At 66.9% G+C, this 20,981-nt stretch carries 18 protein-coding genes; 14 read left to right on the plus strand and 4 right to left on the minus strand.

Going from position 1 to position 20,981, the window contains the following annotated elements:
- Nucleotides 1-518 precede the first annotated feature (518 nt).
- Genes G0Q01_RS15665 through G0Q01_RS15675 form a run of 3 tightly spaced genes read left to right on the plus strand, consistent with a single transcriptional unit; the run spans nt 519 to nt 4,936 of the window.
- Nucleotides 519-1,067, plus strand: coding sequence for a PAS domain-containing protein (locus G0Q01_RS15665; protein WP_164196656.1), 549 nt, complete (start codon nt 519-521; stop codon nt 1,065-1,067).
- Between the two features lie 49 nt (nt 1,068-1,116).
- A complete protein-coding gene (locus G0Q01_RS15670) occupies nt 1,117-4,563 on the plus strand; it encodes a chemotaxis protein CheB (RefSeq protein ID WP_164213611.1) in 3,447 nt (1,148 codons plus the stop codon).
- A 25-nt stretch (nt 4,564-4,588) separates the two neighbouring features.
- The gene (locus tag G0Q01_RS15675; protein WP_235940188.1) at nt 4,589-4,936 is read left to right on the plus strand and encodes a response regulator; all 348 of its coding nucleotides are present in this window, start codon (nt 4,589-4,591) and stop codon (nt 4,934-4,936) included.
- Between the two features lie 4 nt (nt 4,937-4,940).
- Here the strand turns inward: G0Q01_RS15675 and G0Q01_RS15680 are convergent, their stop codons facing one another.
- The 3 genes from G0Q01_RS15680 to G0Q01_RS15690 form a co-directional block, all read right to left on the minus strand.
- Nucleotides 4,941-5,522 (minus strand): hypothetical protein, encoded by a 582-nt coding sequence (locus G0Q01_RS15680; protein WP_164196659.1) that lies wholly within the window; start codon nt 5,520-5,522, stop codon nt 4,941-4,943.
- Nucleotides 5,519-6,118 (minus strand): HupE/UreJ family protein, encoded by a 600-nt coding sequence (locus tag G0Q01_RS15685; RefSeq protein ID WP_164196660.1) that lies wholly within the window; start codon nt 6,116-6,118, stop codon nt 5,519-5,521. The genes G0Q01_RS15680 and G0Q01_RS15685 overlap by 4 nt, the downstream gene beginning before the upstream one ends.
- A gap of 103 nt (nt 6,119-6,221) precedes the next feature.
- Nucleotides 6,222-6,866 carry a GntR family transcriptional regulator gene (locus tag G0Q01_RS15690; RefSeq protein WP_108968583.1) on the minus strand — a complete coding sequence of 215 codons (645 nt, stop codon included), beginning with the start codon at nt 6,864-6,866 and terminating at the stop codon, nt 6,222-6,224.
- Nucleotides 6,867-7,086: 220 nt separating this feature from the next.
- On the opposite strand from G0Q01_RS15690, the gene G0Q01_RS15695 reads away from it, so the two are divergent.
- The 6 genes from G0Q01_RS15695 to G0Q01_RS15720 all read left to right on the plus strand — a co-directional run bounded on the left by G0Q01_RS15695 (nt 7,087) and on the right by G0Q01_RS15720 (nt 14,207).
- Nucleotides 7,087-8,694: an ABC transporter substrate-binding protein gene (locus G0Q01_RS15695; RefSeq protein WP_164196661.1), complete on the plus strand. Its 1,608-nt coding sequence runs from the start codon at nt 7,087-7,089 to the stop codon at nt 8,692-8,694.
- On the plus strand, nt 8,694-9,647 hold the full coding sequence (locus G0Q01_RS15700) for an ABC transporter permease (protein WP_235940190.1): 954 nt from the start codon (nt 8,694-8,696) through the stop codon (nt 9,645-9,647). Before G0Q01_RS15695 ends, G0Q01_RS15700 begins: the two co-directional genes overlap by 1 nt.
- Entirely contained in the window at nt 9,644-10,552 is a 909-nt protein-coding gene (locus tag G0Q01_RS15705) for an ABC transporter permease (RefSeq protein ID WP_164196662.1), read from the plus strand. Before G0Q01_RS15700 ends, G0Q01_RS15705 begins: the two co-directional genes overlap by 4 nt.
- Nucleotides 10,549-11,529, plus strand: a complete 981-nt coding sequence (locus G0Q01_RS15710) for an ABC transporter ATP-binding protein (RefSeq protein WP_235940191.1) — start codon at nt 10,549-10,551, stop codon at nt 11,527-11,529. Before G0Q01_RS15705 ends, G0Q01_RS15710 begins: the two co-directional genes overlap by 4 nt.
- A complete protein-coding gene (locus G0Q01_RS15715) occupies nt 11,526-12,539 on the plus strand; it encodes an ABC transporter ATP-binding protein (protein ID WP_164196663.1) in 1,014 nt (337 codons plus the stop codon). Before G0Q01_RS15710 ends, G0Q01_RS15715 begins: the two co-directional genes overlap by 4 nt.
- Nucleotides 12,540-12,617: 78 nt before the next feature.
- Nucleotides 12,618-14,207 (plus strand): gamma-glutamyltransferase family protein, encoded by a 1,590-nt coding sequence (locus G0Q01_RS15720; RefSeq protein WP_164196664.1) that lies wholly within the window; start codon nt 12,618-12,620, stop codon nt 14,205-14,207.
- 141 nt (nt 14,208-14,348) lie between these two features.
- Here the strand turns inward: G0Q01_RS15720 and G0Q01_RS15725 are convergent, their stop codons facing one another.
- Nucleotides 14,349-15,080 (minus strand): MurR/RpiR family transcriptional regulator, encoded by a 732-nt coding sequence (locus G0Q01_RS15725; RefSeq protein WP_370457292.1) that lies wholly within the window; start codon nt 15,078-15,080, stop codon nt 14,349-14,351.
- Nucleotides 15,081-15,366: 286 nt separating this feature from the next.
- On the opposite strand from G0Q01_RS15725, the gene G0Q01_RS15730 reads away from it, so the two are divergent.
- From G0Q01_RS15730 to G0Q01_RS15750, 5 genes are all read left to right on the plus strand, one after another.
- Nucleotides 15,367-16,338, plus strand: coding sequence for a TAXI family TRAP transporter solute-binding subunit (locus G0Q01_RS15730; protein WP_164196666.1), 972 nt, complete (start codon nt 15,367-15,369; stop codon nt 16,336-16,338).
- An 87-nt stretch (nt 16,339-16,425) separates the two neighbouring features.
- Nucleotides 16,426-19,077 carry a TRAP transporter permease gene (locus tag G0Q01_RS15735; protein WP_108968569.1) on the plus strand — a complete coding sequence of 884 codons (2,652 nt, stop codon included), beginning with the start codon at nt 16,426-16,428 and terminating at the stop codon, nt 19,075-19,077.
- Nucleotides 19,078-19,088: 11 nt separating this feature from the next.
- Complete coding sequence (locus tag G0Q01_RS15740; protein ID WP_164196667.1) at nt 19,089-19,517, plus strand: universal stress protein; 429 nt, start codon at nt 19,089-19,091, stop codon at nt 19,515-19,517.
- Between the two features lie 231 nt (nt 19,518-19,748).
- The gene (locus G0Q01_RS15745; protein WP_164196668.1) at nt 19,749-20,525 is read left to right on the plus strand and encodes a rhomboid family intramembrane serine protease; all 777 of its coding nucleotides are present in this window, start codon (nt 19,749-19,751) and stop codon (nt 20,523-20,525) included.
- Nucleotides 20,510-20,893 (plus strand): GFA family protein, encoded by a 384-nt coding sequence (locus tag G0Q01_RS15750; protein WP_164196669.1) that lies wholly within the window; start codon nt 20,510-20,512, stop codon nt 20,891-20,893. The genes G0Q01_RS15745 and G0Q01_RS15750 overlap by 16 nt, the downstream gene beginning before the upstream one ends.
- Nucleotides 20,894-20,981 lie beyond the last annotated feature (88 nt).

Genomic DNA, 20,981 nt, shown 5'->3' on the forward strand with positions numbered 1-20,981 from the left:
GTGCGCCTCAGCGCCGCCGGTGAGGGGCCTTTTACGGATACCCCCCGGGGCCTGCAAGCGGATTTTTCCGAAGAGACCGAAGTTTTTGCGAGATTCCTGGATAACTGCGCAATAACAACAAGATACGTTTCTATTTTTCTGTGCATCCCCACCCGACGGCGCGGCTTCCGCAGGGTCCGCCAAACGCCCCGAAACCCACATCTTGCGACGCCCACAGAGTTATCAACAAGGGTGTCCACACTCGCACCCAAGCTTGGCCGAGTCGGATGGGACTCGCGCAGTGTCGCCAAGGCACAACGCAGGCACATCCCATGAGCGCCACCCGTGAGGACCGGCTCCCCGAGGACTCGCACCCCAGGGAACGTGGGTCAGCGCTGTCCGCCGCGAGTCGTCGTGACAAATTCTGGTGGAGGCCGTCTTGCCTTGTGGCCGCCGCAGTGCATCTTTACGGCAGCCCGCCCGCGCGCCGCCAATCCGCCCTCTTGCCAGCCCCACCGCCGACCAGACACACTGCCGAGATGACAGCCCAAGACAGCCTTCCCAAACCCCTCGGCGATTACATGCGCTCCGCGCGCGTTGCCCTTGCCGTGTCGCGGATCGGCGAAGACGCCCCGCTGGTCCTGGTGAACGAGGCCTTCTGCACGCTCACCGGCTATGCCGCCGACGAGGTGATCGGGCACAATTGCCGGTTCCTGCAGGGCGCGGACACGACCGAGGAGATGCGCCGCCCCCTGCGTGAGTTTGTGCGCGGCAAAGAGCCGCACAGCGGCCGCTTCCCGATCCTCAACTACCGCAAGGACGGCACGAGCTTCTTCAACTTCGTCTTCATGACGCGGCTCCTCGACCGCGACGAAAGCCCGCGCTTCCTGCTCGCCTCGCAGTTCGACATGACGACCGCGATGCGCCGCAACAAGCTGCCGCAGAACGACATGGAGTTGACCCGCACCCTCGACGATCTCGAGCAGATCAGCCGCGAATTCGGGTTGGCGATCATCGGCTCGGCACAAATGATTTCGGAGTCCGTTGCCCTTCTGGCGCGGCTCTCCCTCGACACCGACGAAGACTGACACGCAAGCCGGCGGGCCGCCTGGCCGCATCGCCGAGGAAAGAGCAGGCATGAAGGACAAGGAGGCGCAACAGGCGCAGGCCGGGAAGGGCGACAGCGAGCGCCTGTGCATCGTCGGTATCGGCGCCTCGGCGGGCGGGCTGGAGGCGATCCGCGAAATGCTGACCGCGGCACGCGCCTCGAGCAACCTCGCCTATGTGGTCATCCAGCACCTCGATCCGAACCACGAGAGTCTGCTGGCCGAGTTGCTCGCACGCCATACGGAGCTGCGCGTGCGCCAGGCCTCGGGCGGCGAGAGGATCACCGCGGGCAATGTCTACATCATCCCGCCCGGCCACGGGCTCTCGGTCACCAAAGGGGTGCTGAACCTCACCGAGTTCGCGCAGCCGCGCGGCCTTCGCCGGCCGATCGACGACTTCTTCGAGAGCCTCGCGCTCGACCAGGGGCGCTTTGCTGCCTGCGTGATCCTCTCGGGCACCGGCGCCGACGGCAGCGCCGGGCTGCGGGCGATCAAGGAGCATGGCGGGCTGTGCCTCGTGCAGGAGCCTGACACCGCGAAATACGATGGCATGCCGACCTCGGCCCAGGCCACCGGGCTGGTGGATTTCGTCCGCCGTCCTGGCGAGATCGTCGAGGCGATCGAGCAATTCTATGCGCACACGCTGGTCGACACCGCCGACCGCCAACTCGCCAATACGGTCGAGGCGCATCTCGAGGACATCTGCGGGGTGGTGCGCAACTTCGTCGGGCATGATTTCTCGGGCTACAAGAAGTCGACGCTGATCCGACGCGTGCAGCGGCGTATCCAGGTGCTCGATCTCGACGACGCAAGCGCCTACCTCAAGCGGGTGCGCTCGGATTCCCGCGAATGCGAAATCCTCTTCCGCGAGCTGCTGATCAACGTCACCCGTTTCTTCCGCGATCCTGAGCATTTCGAACGCCTGCGCGAGCTGGCCGTGGCGCCGCTGATACGCAACGCCGGCAACGAGGACGAGATCCGCGTCTGGATCCCGGGCTGCTCCAGCGGCGAGGAAGCCTATACCTTCGCGATGATGTTCGCCGAGGAGGCACGCAAGCAAAAGCGCTCGGCGAAGATCCAGATCTTCGCCACCGACATCGACGAGCAGATGCTGCGCATCGCCCGCGAGGCGGTTTACCCGCAGTCGGCCCTGGCCGACATCCCCGAGGAGATGCGCGACCTTTATACCGTTGCGCTCGACGGGCGCTTCCGCATGTCGGCCAAGATCCGCGACATGATCCGCTTCTCGGTGCATTCCATTGTCCGTGACCCGCCGTTCTCGAACATAGACCTTCTGTCCTGCCGCAACTTGCTGATCTACTTCGGCGACCAGTTGCAATCGACCGCCCTGCCGATCTTCCATTACGCCCTCAAGCCCGGCGCGACGCTGTTCCTTGGTCCGTCCGAGACGGTGGGCCGGCACGACCATGTCTTCAAGCCGCTCGACCAGGGCGCGCGCATCTTCCAGCGCAACACTGGCCGCCCCGAGTACCCGCTGCACCTGCGCAGCGCGCAGCGCAGCCAACCGTCGGGCCGCCGCCACGCCGCCGACAACGCCGAGCCCCCTGCCCGTCTCGACTGGCAGGAAAGCGACGTGGCCGAGCGCATCCTCTCGGTCTACGCCCCGCCCACACTGCGGGTCACCGTGCGCGGCGAGATCCTGCGGTCCACCGGGCGGCTCGGCAAATACCTCGAGGTCACGCCCGGCCCCGAAAGCGAGAATTTCGCCCCCTCGCTCGCCCGCTCCGGCGTGCGCGAGGCGCTTTCGGCGATCCTGCGGCAGGTGGCACGCAGCAAGAAGCGCACGATTTCGCGGGATCTCTCGGCGCGCTCCGAGTTCGGCACGCAAGCCTTCGATCTGATCGCCGACCCTCTGGAAGATGGCAGCATCCTTCTGGTGTTCCGCGAACGCGACCGCTTCGAGGCACTGGAGGATGACGCGTTCGAGGAACTCGATTCCACCGACAGCCACGTGCAGAGCCTCGAACACGAGTTGCGCGACACCCGGGCCCGGCTCCACACCACGGTCGAGGAACTGGAGACCGCGAACGAAGAGCTGAAAAGCTCCAACGAAGAAATGATGTCGATGAACGAGGAGCTGCAGTCGACCAACGAGGAGCTCTCGACGGTCAACGACGAGCTCAAGAGCAAGGTCGACGAGCTTTCGGTGGCCAATGCCGACCTGTCGAACTTCTTCGCCTCCACGGCACTGCCGCTGGTGGTGGTCGACTCCAAGATGGCGATCCGCAACTTCACCGACGCCATCCAGTCGATCTATCCCTTCCGCGGAGCCGACCGGGGCCGACCGCTGGCCGAGGTGACCTCTTCGCTGCGCCGCAACGAAGAGGTGCTGCAGGCCATTTCAGACGTGATGCGTACCGGCCAGCTGGGCCACATGCGGGTCAGCGACCGGAGCGAGTCGCGCACCTGGTCGCTGGTCATCACCCCCTATCGCAGCCGCGACGGCCACCTCAACGGCGCCACGCTGGTCTTCACCGAGGTGACCGATGCCTTGCGTCTCGAGACGGCGCTCAAGCACGAGGGCGAACGGCTGCGGCTGGCGCTGGATGTTTCAGGGATGGCGGTCTGGGAGTGCGATCCGCGCGGCGGCACGGTCACGCTGGACGACTCTGGCTGCGCCCTGCTCGGGGTCGAGGATCACACCCAGCCCCTTGAGCGGCTGCTGCAATCGATCGTCGAAGACAGCCGGGACGACGTGCGCGCCGCCATCGAGGCGGCCATCGACCGCGGCGAACCCATCGACGTGGTGGCCCGGCTCAGCGGGCTCGGCGCGCATGCGCGCTCGATCGAGATCGTCGGCCGCCGCATTGCCACGCCGCACGCCGAGCGGGTACTCGGCGTGCTCTTTGATGTCACCAAGGAGCAGGACGCCAAGGACGTGCGCGAGATGATGCTGCGCGAGATGAACCACCGCGTGAAGAACATGTTCTCGATCATCTCGAGCATGGTGCGGATGGCAGGGCGGCGGGCCGAGAATGTGCCGGACCTCGTCGAGGGGGTTCAGACCCGGATCAACGCCCTCGCACGCTCGCATGACCTCACGCAGAAGACCCCGAGCGGACGCAAATTCGGGCTCGAGGACGCGATCCGCGCCTCGCTCGCGCCCTACCGCAGCGACCAGGAGCTGAGCCCCGGCGGCCCCGAGATCCCGGTGGCCACGCAGGAGCTTACCTCGCTCTCGCTCCTGCTGCACGAATGGTCGACCAATGCGGCGAAATACGGCGTTCTGGGCCACACGCCGGGGCGGCTCGAGGTCTCGTGGCGCCGCGACGGAAGATTTGTCGAACTGGTGTGGAACGAAATTCACGAAGCGCGGGTTGAACCAGACGACGGAGCAGCGGGCTTCGGCTCGACGCTGGTCCAGCTTTCTGCGGTTCAGCTGGGCGGAACGGTGTCCGTAGACTTCAGCGACTACGAAAGAAGGATGGTGCTGCGTTATGTCCCTGACGAGCGGTGAGACGACCACGACCCGAGGCCGTGTTATGATTTGCGAAGACGAGGTGATCGTCGCCATGGACCTGCAGATGCTGGTCGAGGACTTCGGCTACGAGGTGATCGGCCCCTTCCCCGGGTTGCGCGAGGCCTTTGCCGCGCTGGGAGACCAGCGACCCGACATCGCTCTTCTGGACGTGCGCCTGAAGGATGGCGAGGTCTTCCCCCTCGCGGATCGGCTGCGCGACATGGGCGTGGGGCTGGTGTTCCAGTCGGGCCATGTCTACGACGACGAGATCCACGCCAAGTACCCGCAGGCCGGATGCTGCCTGAAGCCGATCAACCCTGCCGGGCTGCGCACGGCCCTGCAGACTGCCGAGACCGTGGGCGCCGCCTGAGCGGTCAGCCTGGCAGCACCGCCGCCATGCCGCCGATCGCAATGAGCCATGCGGCGCAGACTGCGCCTGAGATCCGCCCCAACCGCGCTTGCAGCAGGTCGAGCGCACCCCACATAAGCAGCACGAAGGCGGCGATCCCGAGGACGCCGCCGAGCGCGCCGAGCAACCCCTCGCGCGTGGCCGACGGCGCATCCCCCGAGAGCGCCGCAAGCGCAGCGCCCGCCATGGCGAGCGCCGCGAGCAATGCCCCCGGCAGCGCGATCCCCCATAGCGCCAGCGCCCCCAGCGCAATGGCCAGAAGGGCACCGATCCGCATCGACGTCGCGACCTCCGGCCAGACCCCGTGCAGCACGAGTCCCGCCGCCCCCGCCAGCACCAGCGCCGGATAGGCGCGCCGCACCGAGGCCAGCGGCTGCCGAGCCAGAAGCAGCGCCACGGCCACAAGCAGAAGCGTCTGCAGCGGCGCCATCACCGGATGCAGCAGCCCCGAGTAGAACGGCCCGAGGTCTCCGAAGGCGTCATGCGCGAGCGCGGCCCCCGGCGTCAGCGCAAGCGCAGCGACCGCCGCGAGGGCCGTCCGCCTCACAGCGCGCCGGTCAGGAAGCCCGCGCCGAGTGCCGCGATCACCCCGCCAGCGCCGCGCACGGCCAGCGTGCCGGGGCGCGAGCGGGTCAGCATTCCGAAGGCGATGCCGCAGAGGTGCAAAAGCCCGGTGCCGATCACGAAGCCGCCCGCATAGGCCAGTGGGCTCACCGCACCGGGCATCTCGGTCCCATGGGCATGGCCGTGGAAGATCGCGAAGACCGCGACGATCGCGGCCGCCACTGGCAGCGGCGGACGCGCCGCGAAGAGCACCGCAAGCCCGATCACCAGACCCGAGGCGGCGATCCCCGTCTCGATCCCCGGCAGCGGCACCCCCGCCGCGCCCAACATCCCGCCAAGCGCCATGACCAGCGGGAAGGTCACCGGCAGCAGCCAGACCGCGGGCGCGCCGAGAAAGGCGCCCCAGAGCCCCACCGCCACCATGGCGATCACGTGGTCCCAGCCGAGGATCGGGTGCAGGAAGCCCGTCACGAAGCCCCCCGCGGCAGCATCCCCCGAATGGGCCAGCGCCGGCGATCCCGAGCCGAGAGCCACGACGGTGAGCGCGATCAGAACCGCACAGAGATGTCTGGAATGCATGGCAAAATCCTTTCAGGCATCGAAATAGGTGACCCGCCCTGAGAGTGCCATGCCCCTGTGCCTGTGGCGAGGGGCTTTCTGCCGGGTCGCGCGCGCGGCGGCCTCAGTCCCCGCGGCGCGACAGGATGTCGGCTAGAACCATATAGGAAGCGGCGACATGGCTGCGCATCAGCCCGCGCGCGGCCTCGGCGTCCTGCCGCATGATCGCCTCGGCGATGGCGTCATGCTCGGCGCGCGAGCTCGATAGGCGCGAGGCATCCACGTGGAAGTTCGCCTCCCTCCACGCTTGGGTGCGCAGGTTCAGCTCGTCCAGCACCGAGGCCAGCGCGGCATTGCGCGCGCCGGTCGTCAGCGCCGCATGGAACCGCGCGTTGATCAGCCCGTAGCGCTCCGGGTCTTCGCCGCAGGTCTTGCCTTCCTCAAGGATGGCCAGCATGTGGCGCCGCTCGATCTCGGTCATCCGGTGCGCCGCCAGCGCGGCCAGCACGCTTTCCACCTCTCCCACCGCTTCGAACAGTTCGGCGAGATCGCTGGCCTTCATCTGGCGCACCACGAAAGCGCGCCGCGCGCCGCGCTCGGCGAGGTTGGCCTGTTCGAGCCGGTGCAGGGCCTCGCGGACCGGGGTGCGCGAGACGCCGAACTGCTCGGCCAGCGCCTGCTCGGCCAGCGGCTCTCCGGGCTTCATCCGCCCTGCCACGATCTGATCCACCAGACTGTCGAAAATGCTTTCTGCCGTCCGAATAATCATATGCGCCCCGCCCCCGTCGAAATGAACACTTTTATCTTGCTTATGTATACATGTCCTCACAACCTGAAATCACGAGACAACAGGTCGGTACAGGAGGAAACACGAAAAAACGCCGTCCAATTGGGCTGTTAGCACCTCAGAGCCGGGACAACCGGACAGGCGGGGCCCGATGGGTTTGTTTCGACATGGGAGGAGACCATGCCAACAGGAGAGACAAGACATGACGCAAGTCGACCACAAGAAAGTGCTGGCCGAGCGCCTCTCGGCCCGGCTCGGCCGTCGCGCCGTGCTCAAGGGTCTCGGCGCCGGCATCGTCGCCGCGACGAGCGCGGGATCCTTCCCCGGGATTGCCCGCGCCCAGCAGAGCGGACACCTCAAGATCGCCTCGGTCAAGGTGATCGACACGCTTGATCCGCATTTCACCGGCTTCCTGTCGGCGATCCAGATCATCAACAACATCCACAATGGCCTTCTGAAGATCTCCTATGACGGCGAGCAGGTGACCTTCGAGCCCGATCTGGCCGAGACCTGGGATCTCGAGGACGACAAGACCCACGTCTTCAAGCTGCGCGAGGGCGTCAAGTTCCACGACGGCACCCCCTGCGACGCCGAGGCGGTGAAGTTCTCGCTGCTGCGGGTGAAAGAAGGCGAGCCCAAGTCGCCGCACGCCTGGAAGCTGGAGCTTCTGGAAGAGATCGAGATCGTCGACGATCTGACCGTCAAGCTGCACTTCTCGCAACCCTATGCCTTCCTGCCCGTGGCGCTTAACGGCTCGACCGGCCGCGCCGGCACCATCGTCAGCCCCGCCGCCGCGCAGAAATACGGCACCGATTACGGCCGCAACCCGGTTGGCACCGGCCCGTTCAAGTTCGTGTCCTGGCGCGAGAATGACGCCATCGAGCTCGAGGCCAACACCGAGTACTTCGAGCCGGACATGCCAAAGCTCGAGCGCGTCACCTTCGTGCTGATGAACGAGGCCTCGACCGCGCTCGCCGCGCTGATGTCGGGCCAGATCCACGGCATGACCGACTGCCCGATGCAGCTGGTCGACCAAGTCGACGCCTTCCCCAAGGCGAAGCTCTACGGCGAGATCGAGGGCAACTACACCTTCGTCGGCATGAACTGCAAGAAAGGCCCCTTCACCGACATCAACCTGCGCCGCGCCGTCGCCTGGGCGCTGGACCGCGAAAAGCTGGTGAAACAGGCCTACTTCGGCCGTGCCCAGCAGGCCTATACCCCGATCTCCCCGCCGATGAGCGGCTTCTTCGACCCCGAGATCGCCACCTCGGGCCGCGGCCAGTGGTTCGACCTCGATAAGGCCAAGGAATTCCGCGCCAAGGCGGAAAACCAGGACGAGATCGAAGTGACCTACATGATGGCCGAGCGCGGCCCGGTCGGCACGCGCATCGCGCAGACCGTGGCGCCGATGCTGGCCGAGATCGGCATCAAGGTGAAGCTCGAGCTGATCGAGCCCGCCGCCTGGGTCAAGCGCCGCAACGAGGGCGACTTCGACCTCTACGACTTCGAATGGGTGGCCGACCTCGACCCCGACGAGACGATCTACCCCGAGTTCAAGTCGGACGGCGCCTGGAACTTCTGCGGCTGGGTCAACACCGAGTTCGACGACCTGTGCAAGCAGGCGCAGGTGATCCTGGAAACAGAGGAGCGGGCCAAGCTCTACTATGCGGCAGAGGATCTGCTGATGGATGAGGCGCCGATCGCGATCATGGCGCATATGCCGATCTACAAGGTCTTCTCGGACAAGGTGCAGGGCTTCAACTACATCCCCGCCGACCTCGTGAACCTGCATACGGTGAGCCTCGCCTGATGCTGCTGGTCCAGACCCTCGGAAAGCTCGGGCAGACGCTCGTCGTGCTGTTCATCGTCTCGGTCGCCACCTTCGGTCTGCTGAAGCTGGCGCCGGGCGACCCGGTGCAGATCATGCTCGGCTCGGAATACTCGCAGGAGTCCTACGAGTCGCTCACCGCCGAAATGGGTCTGGACCGGCCCTTCCTGGCGCAATACGCCGATTGGGCAAAGAACTTCGTGCAGGGCGACTGGGGCACCTCCTTCGTCGCCCGCACCGACATCTTCACCTATGCCTTCAAGGAAGCGCTGCCGGTGACGCTGACGCTGGCGAGCTTCTCGCTCGTCTTCGCGGTGCTGATCGGCGTGCCGCTGGGGGTTCTCTCGGCGGTCAAGAAGGACACCGCCTTCGATGCGGGTTCGGCGGTCTTTGCCCTGACCGGCACCGCCTTTCCGTCCTTCCTGCTTGGCATCCTGCTGATCTGGTTCTTCGGGGTGCGGCTCGGCTGGTTCCCGGTGATGGGCTATGTCTCGCCCTGGGAGGACTTCTGGACCGGCGTCTACCACATGATCCTGCCGGGTCTGACGCTTTCCACCTACTTCATCGCGATGATCACGCGCCTGACCCGCGCCACGCTGATCGAGGTGCTCGACCAGCCCTATATCGCCGCCGCCCGCGCGCGCGGCGAGCCCGGCTGGCGGGTGATCTGGGTGCACGGCGTGCGCAACATCGCCATGCCGCTGGTCACCATCCTCGGGCTGCAGCTCGGCACGCTGCTGCAGGGCACGGTGCTGACCGAGACCGTCTTCAACCTGCCGGGCATAGGCCAGATGCTGACCTCGGCGGTGCTGGGGCGCGAGTACATGGTGGTGCAGGCCGGAGTGATGATGACCGCCTTCCTCTTCATCGGGGTCAACCTGCTGGTCGACCTCTCCTATCCGATCCTCGACCCCAGATTGAGAGACCGCAAATGAGCGCAGAGGCCACCAACGCCCCGGCCCCCGCGACGCTGCCGCCCGCCGGGCCGGCACCGCAGGCGCAGAGCCGCAAGCGCCGCTCGATCTTCGTGCGCCGCCCCTTCTTCACCGTCGCGCTGGTCATCGCCGCCGCCTACCTGCTGGCCGCGATCTTCGCGCCGCATGTTGCGCCCTACGATCCGGTGATGCAGTCGATGGACGCCATGATGCAGCCGCCTTCGGGCGCGCATCCACTGGGCACCGACAGCTACGGGCAGGACATACTGTCGCGGGTCATCTATGGCGCCCGCTATGCGCTGGTGATTGGCCTCTTCTCGGTGCTGATCGGCGCCGCCGGAGGGCTGGTGATCGGCCTTGCCGCCGGGCTTTCGGGCGGCTGGGTGGAATGGTCGCTGATGCGGCTCATCGATTCCATCCTCGCCCTGCCCTCGCTGATCCTTGCCGTCGCCTTCATCGCCATCCTGGGACAGGGCGTCGACAAGGTGGTGATCGCCGTGGGCCTGTCGATGATCGGGCCCTTCTCGCGCACCGTCCGCGCCGACGTCATGCAGGTGAAGGTGCAGGGCTTCGTCGAAGCGGCACAGCTGATGTCGATCCCCTCGCTGCAGGTGATCCGCCGCCACATCCTGCCAAACGTGGTTTTCCCGCTCGCCGTGCAGGTCACCATCCGCATCTCCGAGGCCATCCTCGTGTCGTCCTCGCTGTCGTTCCTCGGCATCGGCGTGACACCCCCGACCCCCGACTGGGGGCTGATGATCGCCGAGGGCCGTGACTTCGTCAGCTTCGCGCCGTGGATGTCGGCCATGCCCGGCTTCGCGCTCGCTCTGCTGTTGATCGCCCTGTCGATCGTCGGCGACGGCATCCGCGAGGAATACGACCCCAAGAGCCGGAGGGGCGCATGATGTTGCAACAGATCAACGCCGAGGCGCTGCTGAACGTCTCGGAGCTGACCGTGCACCGCGGTCCGGCAAAGATCCTCGACCGGGTGAGCCTCTCGCTCGCCAAGGGTGAGACGCTGGCGCTGGTGGGCGAGAGCGGCGCGGGCAAGTCGACCATCGCCACCGCGCTCATGCAGCTTCTCGACGGGGCCGAGGTCGAGGGCACCGCAGATCTCCAGGGGGCGGGCGACCTGCTGTCGATGCGCAAGCGCGAGATGGTGAAGCTGCGCGGCCAGCGCCTGTCGATGATCTTCCAGGACGCCGGCGCGGCGCTGAACCCGGCCTATACCGTGGGCCGGCAACTGATCACCACGCTGCGCCGCAACCTCGGCCTATCGCGCAGCGAGGCCCGCATCCGCGCGATTGAGCTTTTCACTCAAGTGGGCATCAACGACGCCGAAGCGCGGCTCTCGGCCTTTCCGCACCAGCTCTCGGGCGGGATGCAGCAGCGGGTGATGGTGGCCATCGCGCTCGCCTGCAACCCCGACCTGCTGCTCGCCGACGAGCCGACCTCGGCGCTCGACGTGACCATCCAGGCGCAGATCATCCGGCTGATCCTGAAGCTCACCCGCGAACGCGGCGCGAGCTGCATCTTCGTGCTGCACGATCTGGCGCTGGCCAGCCAGTCCTGCGACCGGATCGTGGTGCTCTACGCCGGACAGGTGGTCGAATCCGGCCCCTCCGAGGAGGTGCTGAAGCGCCACAGGCATCCCTATACCCGCCAGCTCGAAAGCTGCGTGCTCGAGATCGGGCGCAAGGATCTGCAGGCGCCCGAAGGCACCGTGCCCTCGCACGACCAGATGCCCGCCGGATGCCGTTTCGCCACCCGCTGCCCCCGCGCGCTGGACCGATGCGCGCGCGAAGCGCCGCCGCTCACCCCCGCCGATCCCGCGCGCAGCGACGCGCGCGACCACCTCTTTGCCTGCTGGAACCCGGAATGATGCTTGATACCGCCGCCCCGGCAGCCCCGTCCCGCACCGCCCCCGTCTTCGAGCTGATCGAGGTCGAGAAGGTCTTCCAGATCCGCCCGCCGGGCCGCCGTTTCACCCGCGAGAAGGTCGGGCTGCGTGCCCTTGACGGCGTCCGGCTCAGCGTCGAAAAGGGGGCCTCGCTGGCGTTTGTCGGCGAAAGCGGCTCGGGCAAGTCCACCCTGCTGCGCATGCTGCTGGGGCTCGACGCGCCGAGCGGTGGCCGCGCGCTCTATCACGGCCGCCCGATCCGCGAGGTACGCGCCGAAGGCACGCGCTTCGCCCGCGACGTCGCAATGGTCTACCAGGACGCCCGCAGCTCGCTCGACCCGCGGATGACCGTCGGCGCGCTGATCGCCGAGCCGCTGCGCCACTTCGGCATTGTGCCGAAGGCGCAGGAAGAGACCCGCGTGGCCGACCTGCTGGAGCGCGTCGGCCTGCCCGCCGATGCCGCCAAGCGCTACCCGTCGGGCCTTTCCGGAGGGCAGGTGCGCCGCGTCGCCATCGCCCGCGCGCTGGCCTCCGAGCCCTCGGTGCTGGTGGCGGACGAAGCGGTCTCGGGCCTTGACGTGTCGACCCAGGCGCAGCTCCTGACGCTGCTGCGCAAACTGCAGCAGGAGATGGGCCTCACGCTGGTCTTCATCACCCACGATCTTGGCGTGGCGAGCTATCTCTGCGAGCAGATCGCCATCATGTACCTTGGCCGCATCGTCGAGACCGGCCCGACCGACGCCGTGCTGAACGCTCCGGCGCACCCCTACGCCGCCGCCCTTCGGGGCGCCGCGCCGCGCTTCTTCGAGCCGATCCCCGAGCCGCTGCCCGGCGAAATCCCGAGCCCGCTTGACCTGCCGAAGGGCTGCCGCTTCTCAACCCGCTGCCCCATGGCGCAGGACGATTGTCGCACCCGCGACCCGCAACTGGGAACGCTGGGAACGGGCCGCGCCGTGGCCTGCCTGCACCCGCTTTCCCCATCAGACACTTGACGAGACTCTGCCGAGACCGCCATCACTCACGGACAACTAAATCTCGGCACTTTTTATATCCGACAGGACGATCCAAGAATGTTCGACTTCTTCTCCGCCAAACGCCCCAGCACGCTGGCCTCGCAGGCGATGATTGCCACCTCGCATCCGCTCTCGACGGCAGCCGGTATTGAGATCCTCTCGGCTGGCGGCAGCGCCGTCGATGCGGCCCTCGCCGCCGTGGCGGTGCAATGCGTGGTCGATCCGCTGATGACCGGCATCGGCGGTGACTGCTTCGCGCTTTACGCGCCGAAGGGCGGTCCGGTGAAGGCGCTGAACGGCTCGGGCCGCGCCCCGGCCGCCGCCACGGTCGCGGCGCTGAAGGAGGCGGGCCTCGGCGATGAAATTCCCCAGACCAGCCCGCATTCGGTGACCATCCCCGGGGCCATCTCGGCCTGGTGCCTGCTGCATGCCGACCATGGCACGATGCCGCTCGAGCGGCTCTTCGCCCGCGCCATCGGCTATGCCGAGAACGGCTACGCGGTGACCCCGCGCGTCGCGCAGGACTGGGCCGAGGCTGCCGAGCTGGTCGGAAAGGACGAGCACGCCGCCAAGGTCTTCTTGCCGAACGGCCGCGCTCCCGTCGCGGGTGAACGCCACGCCCAGCCCTTGCTGGCGGACCGCCTGCGCGAGATCGCCTCCAAGGGCGCCGCAGGCTTCTACCAGGGCGAGACCGCCGCGAAGATGGCCACCCACCTGCAGTCGCTCGGCGGGCTGCATACGACCCAGGACTTCCACGAGGCCACCGACCAGGCCTTCTGGACCGACCCGATCTCGGCCAGCTACGCCGGTCATGAGGTGATCGAATGCCCGCCCAACGGCCAGGGCCTCGCCGCGCTGCTGATCCTGCGCATCCTGTCGAAGTTCGACATGGGCCGTCAGATGTCCGAGGCGGACCGCATCCACCTGCACGCCGAGGCCACCAAGCTCGCCTACCACCACCGCGACGCGCTGATCGCCGACCCGGCCAGCTGCCCGGACGTGGTCGATACGCTGCTCTCGGACGAGGTGGTCGACACCCTCGCCGCGCGCATCGACATGACCCGCGCCATGGAGCCCGCCCTCTGGGACGAGCCCGAGCACAAGGACACGATCTATCTCTGCGTGGTCGATGCCGAGGGCAACGCGCTGTCCTTCATCAACTCGATCTTCCACGGTTTCGGCTCGACCCGGCTCGACCCCGAGACCGGCGTGCTCTTCCACTCGCGCGGCGCGTCGTTCCGGCTGATCGAGGGTCACCCCAACGCCATCGCGCCGAAGAAACGCCCGATGCACACCATTATCCCCGGCATGCTGCGCAAGGACGGCGAGGTGGTCATGCCCTTCGGCGTCATGGGCGGACAGTATCAGGCGGCCGGCCATGCGGCCTTCCTGTCGGGGGTGCTCGATCTCGGCCTCGACCTGCAGGCGGCGATGGATGCACCGCGCAGCTTCGCCCATGACGGCGAGTTGCAGGTCGAGCCGGGTGTGTCGGCCGACGCCCGCGCCGAGTTGGAAAAACGCGGCCACAAGCTCAAGGTGATGACCAGCCCGATCGGCGGCAGTCAGGCGATCCGCATCGACGCCGAGACCGGCCTGCTCTCTGGCGGCAGCGACAGTCGCAAGGACGGGATGGCGCTCGGCTTCTGAGCCAAGCCAGAGACGAAGGCCCCACAGCATCGCGCCCCTCCGGCGCGGTGTCTTTCTTTGCGGCCCCGGCTCGTCCCGAAGGGAGCGCTGGCGCGCGAAGGGAGCTGAGGCCGAGGATCTTGGCGCCCTGCTTTCGAAAGCCTAGAGATATGCCCCCGCCTCGTGCAGCCGCTGCTCGAAGCGGGTGATGTTCCCCAGCGCCCGGTCCGATTGCACCACCATGCTCGCCACCAGCGCTTCGGCCAGGGCAAAGGCGCCGATCATGCTCGGCAAGGGCTGCGGCCCGTGCATCTCGGGCAGCATCACCACCTCTGCCCCACGCGCCAGAGGCCCCCGGGGATCGTCGGTGATGGCAACCGTCCGCGCCCCCTGGCGCAGCGCCAGGTCATGCGCCGCGATGGTCTCGACCGAGTAATGCCGGAAGCTGATCGACAGGACCACGTCGCCGGGCCCCGCCAGGGCGATCCGGTCGCGGATGTCCCCCGGCGTGCCCGCCCGCGGCGCGAAATTGTCGAAGGCCATGCGGGCAGTATAGCCGAGGTAGTCGGCAATCGCGTAGCAGCTGCGGACCCCCACCACGTAGACCTGCCGCGCCTCGAGCATGATCCGCGCGGCCTTGTCTATCGCCACCCGGCTCTCGGGGGTAAAGGCCGACTCTAGGTTGCGGTGCCCCGCCTCGCGGATCGCATCGAGCACCGAGGCGCTGTCCCGACCCGAAAGCTCCTCCGCCCGCTTGCCATAGAACTCGCCGCCCTGCCGCAGCGCATCCTGAAAGGCATTGCGGCAGGCTTCGTACCCCGCAAACCCAAGCGCCTGTGACAGGCGCACCACCGTGTTGGCATTGGCCCCCGAGCGCTCGGCGAGGCTTCGCACGGAATTCAACGCGATCTCTTCGGGTTGATCCGACGCCCAGCGTGCCAGCGCCGCGACGCGCGGTGTGCCGCTGCGGCCGAGCTGGCGCAGCGCGCGGGCCAGATCGTCTAGCGAAGAAGCTGTCGGCAGTTCGGCCTCCCGGGTCTTTACTCGAAGGGGTTTCGACTTAGGTCGTGGGGTTGGCAGGCGTGATACATTTGTATTGTTTAACTTGACCCTTCGCAATGAAATGTTTCACTGACACGCGAGAGCCGAATCTCGGACACTTTCCAGGGAGACACACGACATGACCAAACCCCTCATCGGCGCCCTCGTGGCCGCCGCCACCGCGATCGGCGCGAGCGCAGCCACCGCGCAGGAGCAGACGTTCATCTCGATCGGCACCGGCGGCGTCACTGGCGTCTACTACCCGACCGGCGGCGCGATCTGCCGTCTGGTGAACCGCGGTCGCTCCGAGCACGGGATCCGCTGCGGCGTCGAATCCACCGGCGGCTCGGTGTTCAACATCAACGCCATCCGCGGCGGCGAGCTGGAATTCGGCGTCGCCCAGTCCGACTGGCAGTACCACGCCTACAACGGCACCTCGCGCTTCGAGGAACAGGGGCCGTTCGAGGGCCTGCGCGCCGTCTTCTCCGTCCACCCCGAGCCCTTCACCGTGGTTGCCCGTGCCGATGCCGGCATCGAGACCTTCGAGGATCTCAAGGGCAAGCGCGTCAACGTCGGCAACCCCGGCTCCGGCCAGCGCGGCACCATGGAAGTGCTGATGGACAAGCTGGGCTGGACCATGGACGATTTCGCCGTCGCCTCCGAGCTGCAGGCGGCCGAGCAGTCCCAGGCGCTCTGCGACAACAACATCGACGCGATGGTCTACACCGTCGGACACCCGTCGGGCTCGATCCAGGAAGCCACCACCGCCTGCGACTCCGTGCTGGTCGACGTCGAGGGCGAAGCGGTTGACGAGCTGGTCGCCGACAACCCCTTCTACCGCACCGCCACCATCCCCGGCGGCATGTACCGCGGCAATGACGAGGACACCCACACCTTCGGCGTCGGCGCGACCTTCGTGACCTCCGCGGATGTGCCGGAAGAAGTCGTCTACCAGGTGGTCAAGGCGATCTTTGACAACATGGACCAGTTCCGCGGCCTGCACCCGGCCTTTGCCAACCTCGACCCGAAAGAGATGGCAACCGCGGGTCTCTCGGCGCCGCTGCACGCCGGGGCCGAGCGCTACTTCCGCGAAGCCGGCCTGATCGAGTAAGATCGCGGCTCCGCGTATGAAACCCGGCCCGGGCGCTGCGCAGGCGCCCGGGCCTTTCCGGAAGGCGGCATCAGAGGGGCGCGCAGCATGACCGACCACCCACAGCAGACCGGTCCCGACCACGGCGGTCGCCAGTTCAGCGACGAAGAACTGCAGGATCTCGTTGCCAGCACCGACAGCGGCGCGCGGGCCCCGACGAACCGGTTTGTCGGCATGCTCATCGCGGGTCTCGCGCTGGCCTGGTCGCTGTTCCAGCTCTGGATCGCGCAGCCGCAGCTCTGGTTCGCCGACGTGCTGCCGGCGCTCAACTCGTCGCAGACCCGGCCGATCCACCTGACCTTCGCCATCCTGCTGGCCTTCCTCGCCTATCCGGCGCTGAAATCCTCGCCCCGCGATCGCGTGCCGCTGACCGACTGGATCCTCATGGCCATCGGCGGCTTCTGCGCCTTCTACGTTTTTCTCTTCTCCAAGGAACTCGCGCTGACCGCCCGCTCGGGGCTTCCCACGCAGTTCCAGGTGATCATCGGGGCCGTCGGCCTTGTCATCCTTCTCGAGGCCAGCCGCCGCGCACTGGGTCCGGCGCTGACCATCGTCGGCGCGCTCTTCCTGCTTTACGCTTACATGGGCACCGGCTGGCTGATCCCCGAGCTGATCGAGCACGAGGGGCTGTCCTTCACCGCGCTCATCAACGCGCAATGGCTCGACACCGCAGGCGTCTTCGGCATCCCGCTCGGGGTCTCAACGGCGTTCGTCTTCCTCTTCGTGCTCTTCGGCTCGCTGCTGGATAAGGCCGGCGCGGGCAATTACTTCATCAAGCTCGCCTTCGCCGGGCTCGGCCACCTGCGCGGCGGCCCTGCGAAGGCCGCGGTTGTCGGCTCTGCCATGACCGGCCTTATCTCGGGCTCGTCGATCGCAAATGTGGTCACCACCGGCACCTTCACCATCCCGCTGATGAAGCGCGTCGGCTTCACCAGCGAACAGGCCGGTTCGGTCGAGGTTGCCTCGTCGGTCAACGGCCAGATCATGCCGCCGGTGATGGGCGCCGCTGCCTTCCTGATGGTCGAGTTCATCGGGATCTCTTACGTCGAGGTGATCAAGCACGCCTTCATCCCGGCGGTGATCTCCTACATCGCGCTGGTCTACATCGTGCACCTCGAAGCGCTGAAGAAGAACATGCCCGCCCTTGGCGAGGCCAAGTCCTTCGGCGGCATGATCCTCAAGTTCTTCATCGGATTTGCCGTCGCCGGCGCGGGCTTCACCGCGCTGATCTACGCGGTCGGCGCGCTGAAGTCGGTCGCCCCCGGACTGTCGGGTCCGATCATGATGGTGGTGCTGGCCGCGGTCTATCTCTGGCTTCTCGCCATCGCCGCGCGCCGCCCCGATCTCGAGGTGGACGACCCCAGCGATCCCAACATCAAGCTGCCCACCGTGGGCGAAGTCTATGCCACCGGGCTGCACTACATCCTGCCGATCATCGTGCTGGTCTGGTTCCTGATGGTCGAGCGGCAGAGCCCGGCGAAATCCGCCTTCTACGCCACCGCGCTGATGCTTCTGATCATCATCACCCAGCGTCCGCTCAAGGCCATCCTGCGCGGCGAAGGCGCCCGCGTGGCCGAGGAATTCCGCAACGGCTGGCAGGACCTGATCGACGGTCTCATCGCCGGAGCGCGGAACATGATCGGCATCGGCGTCGCCACGGCGGCGGCGGGGATCATCGTCGCCACGGTCACCAAGACGCCCATCGGCACAGAGCTCGCGGGCCTCGTCGAGCAGCTCTCGGGCGGCAGCCTGATCATCATGCTGATCCTCGTCGGGGTCTTCTCGCTGATCCTTGGCATGGGCTTGCCGACCACGGCGAACTACATCGTGGTGTCCTCGCTGATGGCCAATGTGGTGGTTTCGCTCGGCGCGCAGGAAGGCTTGATCGTTCCCCTGATCGCGGCGCATCTCTTCGTCTTCTACTTCGGCATCATGGCCGACGTGACGCCGCCCGTGGGGCTTGCGTCCTTCGCGGCCGCGGCGGTTTCGGGGGGTGATCCGATCAAGACCGGCTTCACCGCCTTTTTCTACAGCCTGCGCACCGTCGCCCTGCCGTTCCTGTTCATCTTCAACCCGACGTTGATCCTCTACGGGGTCGATCTCGGCACCGCCACGGGAATTGCGCATGCGGTCTTCGTCTTCATCGTCGCGACCTTCGCCATGCTGCTCTTCGCTGCCGCCACGCAGGGCTATTTCTTCGCCCGCTCGCGCATTTGGGAGAGCGCGGCGCTGCTGCTGGTGGCCTTCACGCTCTTCGTGCCCAACGTCTGGCTGAACATGGTGCAGAGCCCCTTCCACAACATCCCGCCGGCCGAGTTCGAGCAGGTGCTGGCCGAGCTGCCGGAGGGCAGCCGGATCCGGCTGGAAATCGAAGGGCCGGATTTCAACACCGGCGAGACTGCCTCGACGACGCTGGTGATGGACGCCCATGGTGCCAATGCGCAGGAGCGGATCGACAATTCCGGCCTGATGCTCTTCCCCGAGGGCGACGTGGTGAAGCTCGACGAGCCGATGTTCGGCACCCCCACCGCCGAGAAGCTGGCGAGCTTCGACTTCTACGCCGACGAGCCGGTGCAGATCGCCTCGGTGCTGGTCCCGCAGGAACGGCTGCCGGCGCAGCTCTTCTACATCCCCGCGCTGCTGCTGCTGGGGCTGGTGATCCTGATGCAACGCCGCCGCCAGACCGTGCCGGCCTTCTGAGGAGCCTTGCGATGTACAAGACGATCCTTCTGCCCGTCGATCTCTCGGCCCCCGCGAGCTGGGCCAGGGCGCTGCCGACGGCCCTGCACCTCGGCGGCGAGGGCATGGTGCTGCACGTGGTGACCGTGCTGCCCGACTTCGGCATGTCGATGGTCTCGGGCTACTTTCGAGAGGGCTTCGAGAAGGGCGCCCTCAAGGAGGTCGGCGCCAAGCTCAAGGACTGGGTGAACGCCAACGTGCCGGACGCGGTCGAGGTGCATCCGCACGTGCTGCACGGGCGCATCTACGACCAGATCCTCATCGCCGCAGACAAGCTCAAGGCCGATGCCATCGTCCTGTCGTCGCACACCCCCGAGCTTGCCGACTACCTTCTGGGGCCGAACGCCGCCCGGGTGGTCCGCCACGCCAAACAATCTGTCTTCGTCGTGCGCGGCGAATAACCAAAGACCTTTGAAAGGGATCTGTCTGCGAGGGCTTCCAAGTACAGCCTCCCCGGCCGGTACCCCGCACGTCCTCAGGACGGTGAAGCAGAACTACGGTTACGCCGCGCTTGCGTCCGAAGAGGAGATTTGCCGCCCGGCCGCGGCGGGGACAGCCTGTGTGCAGGGTTTTTCCAGGCGCCCGGCCGATCCGCCCTTGACGACCCGCCCGCGCGCGTCACTCTGACATCCATGTTCCCGATCCGAGACCACAACCCCTCGGGGCGCACGCCCTATGTCACATACGCGCTGATCATCGCCAACACGGTGATCTTCCTGGGGTACTGGGTGCTGTTCACCGACCCCGCCGCGCTCGATGCCTTCTTCGAGCGGTGGGCGCTCTTCCCCGCGCATATCTCGCAGGGCTACGGATACACCGGCATCCTCACCTCGATGTTCCTGCATGGCGGCCTCATGCATCTCTTCGGCAACATGTTGTTCCTGTTCATCTTCGGCGACAATATCGAGGATATGCTGGGGCACCTGCGCTACCTGCTCTTCTACCTCGCCTCGGGCGTCGCAGCGGCGCTGCTGCAATATCTGGCCGATCCCGGCTCGGCGGTGCCCACGGTCGGCGCCTCGGGGGCGATTGCCGGGGTCATGGGCGCCTACCTGCTGCTCTTTCCGAAGGCGCGGGTCGACATCCTCATCATCCTGATCATCATCTTCAAGGTGCTACCGATCCCCGCCTGGCTGCTGCTGGCGGTCTGGTTCGGGTTGCAGATCTTCAGCGGCATCGGCAGCGCCGGGGCCGAGGGGGGCGTTGCCTATTGGGCGCATGTGGGCGGCTTCGTCGCGGGCCTCCTCATGATCGCCCCGGTCTGGCTGGCGCGGGGCGGCCCGGCGTTCTGGAACCGCACCCACGGCCAGCCACCGCATCCCGCCGCCAAATACGCCATCGGCCGCACCCATATCCCGCGCGCCGGAACACGCCAGAACGGAAGGAAGGGCCCATGGTCGGGAGTTTGACGAGCGGGCCAGTCACCGTCACCTGCCACTGCGGCGCCTGCGCGTTGCGGGTGACGCTGGCGGACGGGCTGAACACGGCCCGTCGCTGCGACTGCTCATTCTGCCGCCGCAGGGGCGCCGCCGCCGTGACCGCGCCGAAAGACGGGGTCGAGGTGGTGAAGGGCGCGGACAAGATGACGCTCTACCAGTTCGGCACCAACACCGCGCAGCACTACTTCTGCTCGGTCTGCGGCATCTACATGTACCACCGGCGCCGGTCGAACCCGAATGAGTTCGGGGTGAACATGGGGGGCATCGAAGGGGTAAACCCGGCAGAGCACGAGCCGATCCCCTGGTCGGACGGGGTCAACCATCCATCCGACCGTTGAGCGGGCGGCTTCGGCGGGCGTATTTTTCCTTCAAAACAAGCGCGAATAAAAAAGGGAGCCCTGCGGCTCCCTTCCTGTTCCTGTCGCC

This window comes from Salipiger sp. PrR007 (assembly GCF_010499845.1).
Classification (GTDB): domain Bacteria; phylum Pseudomonadota; class Alphaproteobacteria; order Rhodobacterales; family Rhodobacteraceae; genus Salipiger; species Salipiger pacificus_A.

Bases quoted from the DNA above. Each gene is read 5' to 3' on its own strand.
- G0Q01_RS15665 (WP_164196656.1), top strand. From the start codon at position 519: ATGACAGCCCAAGACAGCCTTCCCAAACCCCTCGGCGATTACATGCGC.
- G0Q01_RS15670 (WP_164213611.1), top strand. From the start codon at position 1,117: ATGAAGGACAAGGAGGCGCAACAGGCGCAGGCCGGGAAGGGCGACAGC.
- G0Q01_RS15675 (WP_235940188.1), top strand. From the start codon at position 4,589: ATGATTTGCGAAGACGAGGTGATCGTCGCCATGGACCTGCAGATGCTG.
- G0Q01_RS15685 (WP_164196660.1), bottom strand. From the start codon at position 6,118: ATGCATTCCAGACATCTCTGTGCGGTTCTGATCGCGCTCACCGTCGTG.
- G0Q01_RS15690 (WP_108968583.1), bottom strand. From the start codon at position 6,866: ATGATTATTCGGACGGCAGAAAGCATTTTCGACAGTCTGGTGGATCAG.
- G0Q01_RS15695 (WP_164196661.1), top strand. From the start codon at position 7,087: ATGACGCAAGTCGACCACAAGAAAGTGCTGGCCGAGCGCCTCTCGGCC.
- G0Q01_RS15700 (WP_235940190.1), top strand. From the start codon at position 8,694: ATGCTGCTGGTCCAGACCCTCGGAAAGCTCGGGCAGACGCTCGTCGTG.
- G0Q01_RS15705 (WP_164196662.1), top strand. From the start codon at position 9,644: ATGAGCGCAGAGGCCACCAACGCCCCGGCCCCCGCGACGCTGCCGCCC.
- G0Q01_RS15710 (WP_235940191.1), top strand. From the start codon at position 10,549: ATGATGTTGCAACAGATCAACGCCGAGGCGCTGCTGAACGTCTCGGAG.
- G0Q01_RS15715 (WP_164196663.1), top strand. From the start codon at position 11,526: ATGATGCTTGATACCGCCGCCCCGGCAGCCCCGTCCCGCACCGCCCCC.
- G0Q01_RS15720 (WP_164196664.1), top strand. From the start codon at position 12,618: ATGTTCGACTTCTTCTCCGCCAAACGCCCCAGCACGCTGGCCTCGCAG.
- G0Q01_RS15730 (WP_164196666.1), top strand. From the start codon at position 15,367: ATGACCAAACCCCTCATCGGCGCCCTCGTGGCCGCCGCCACCGCGATC.
- G0Q01_RS15735 (WP_108968569.1), top strand. From the start codon at position 16,426: ATGACCGACCACCCACAGCAGACCGGTCCCGACCACGGCGGTCGCCAG.
- G0Q01_RS15740 (WP_164196667.1), top strand. From the start codon at position 19,089: ATGTACAAGACGATCCTTCTGCCCGTCGATCTCTCGGCCCCCGCGAGC.
- G0Q01_RS15745 (WP_164196668.1), top strand. From the start codon at position 19,749: ATGTTCCCGATCCGAGACCACAACCCCTCGGGGCGCACGCCCTATGTC.
- G0Q01_RS15750 (WP_164196669.1), top strand. From the start codon at position 20,510: ATGGTCGGGAGTTTGACGAGCGGGCCAGTCACCGTCACCTGCCACTGC.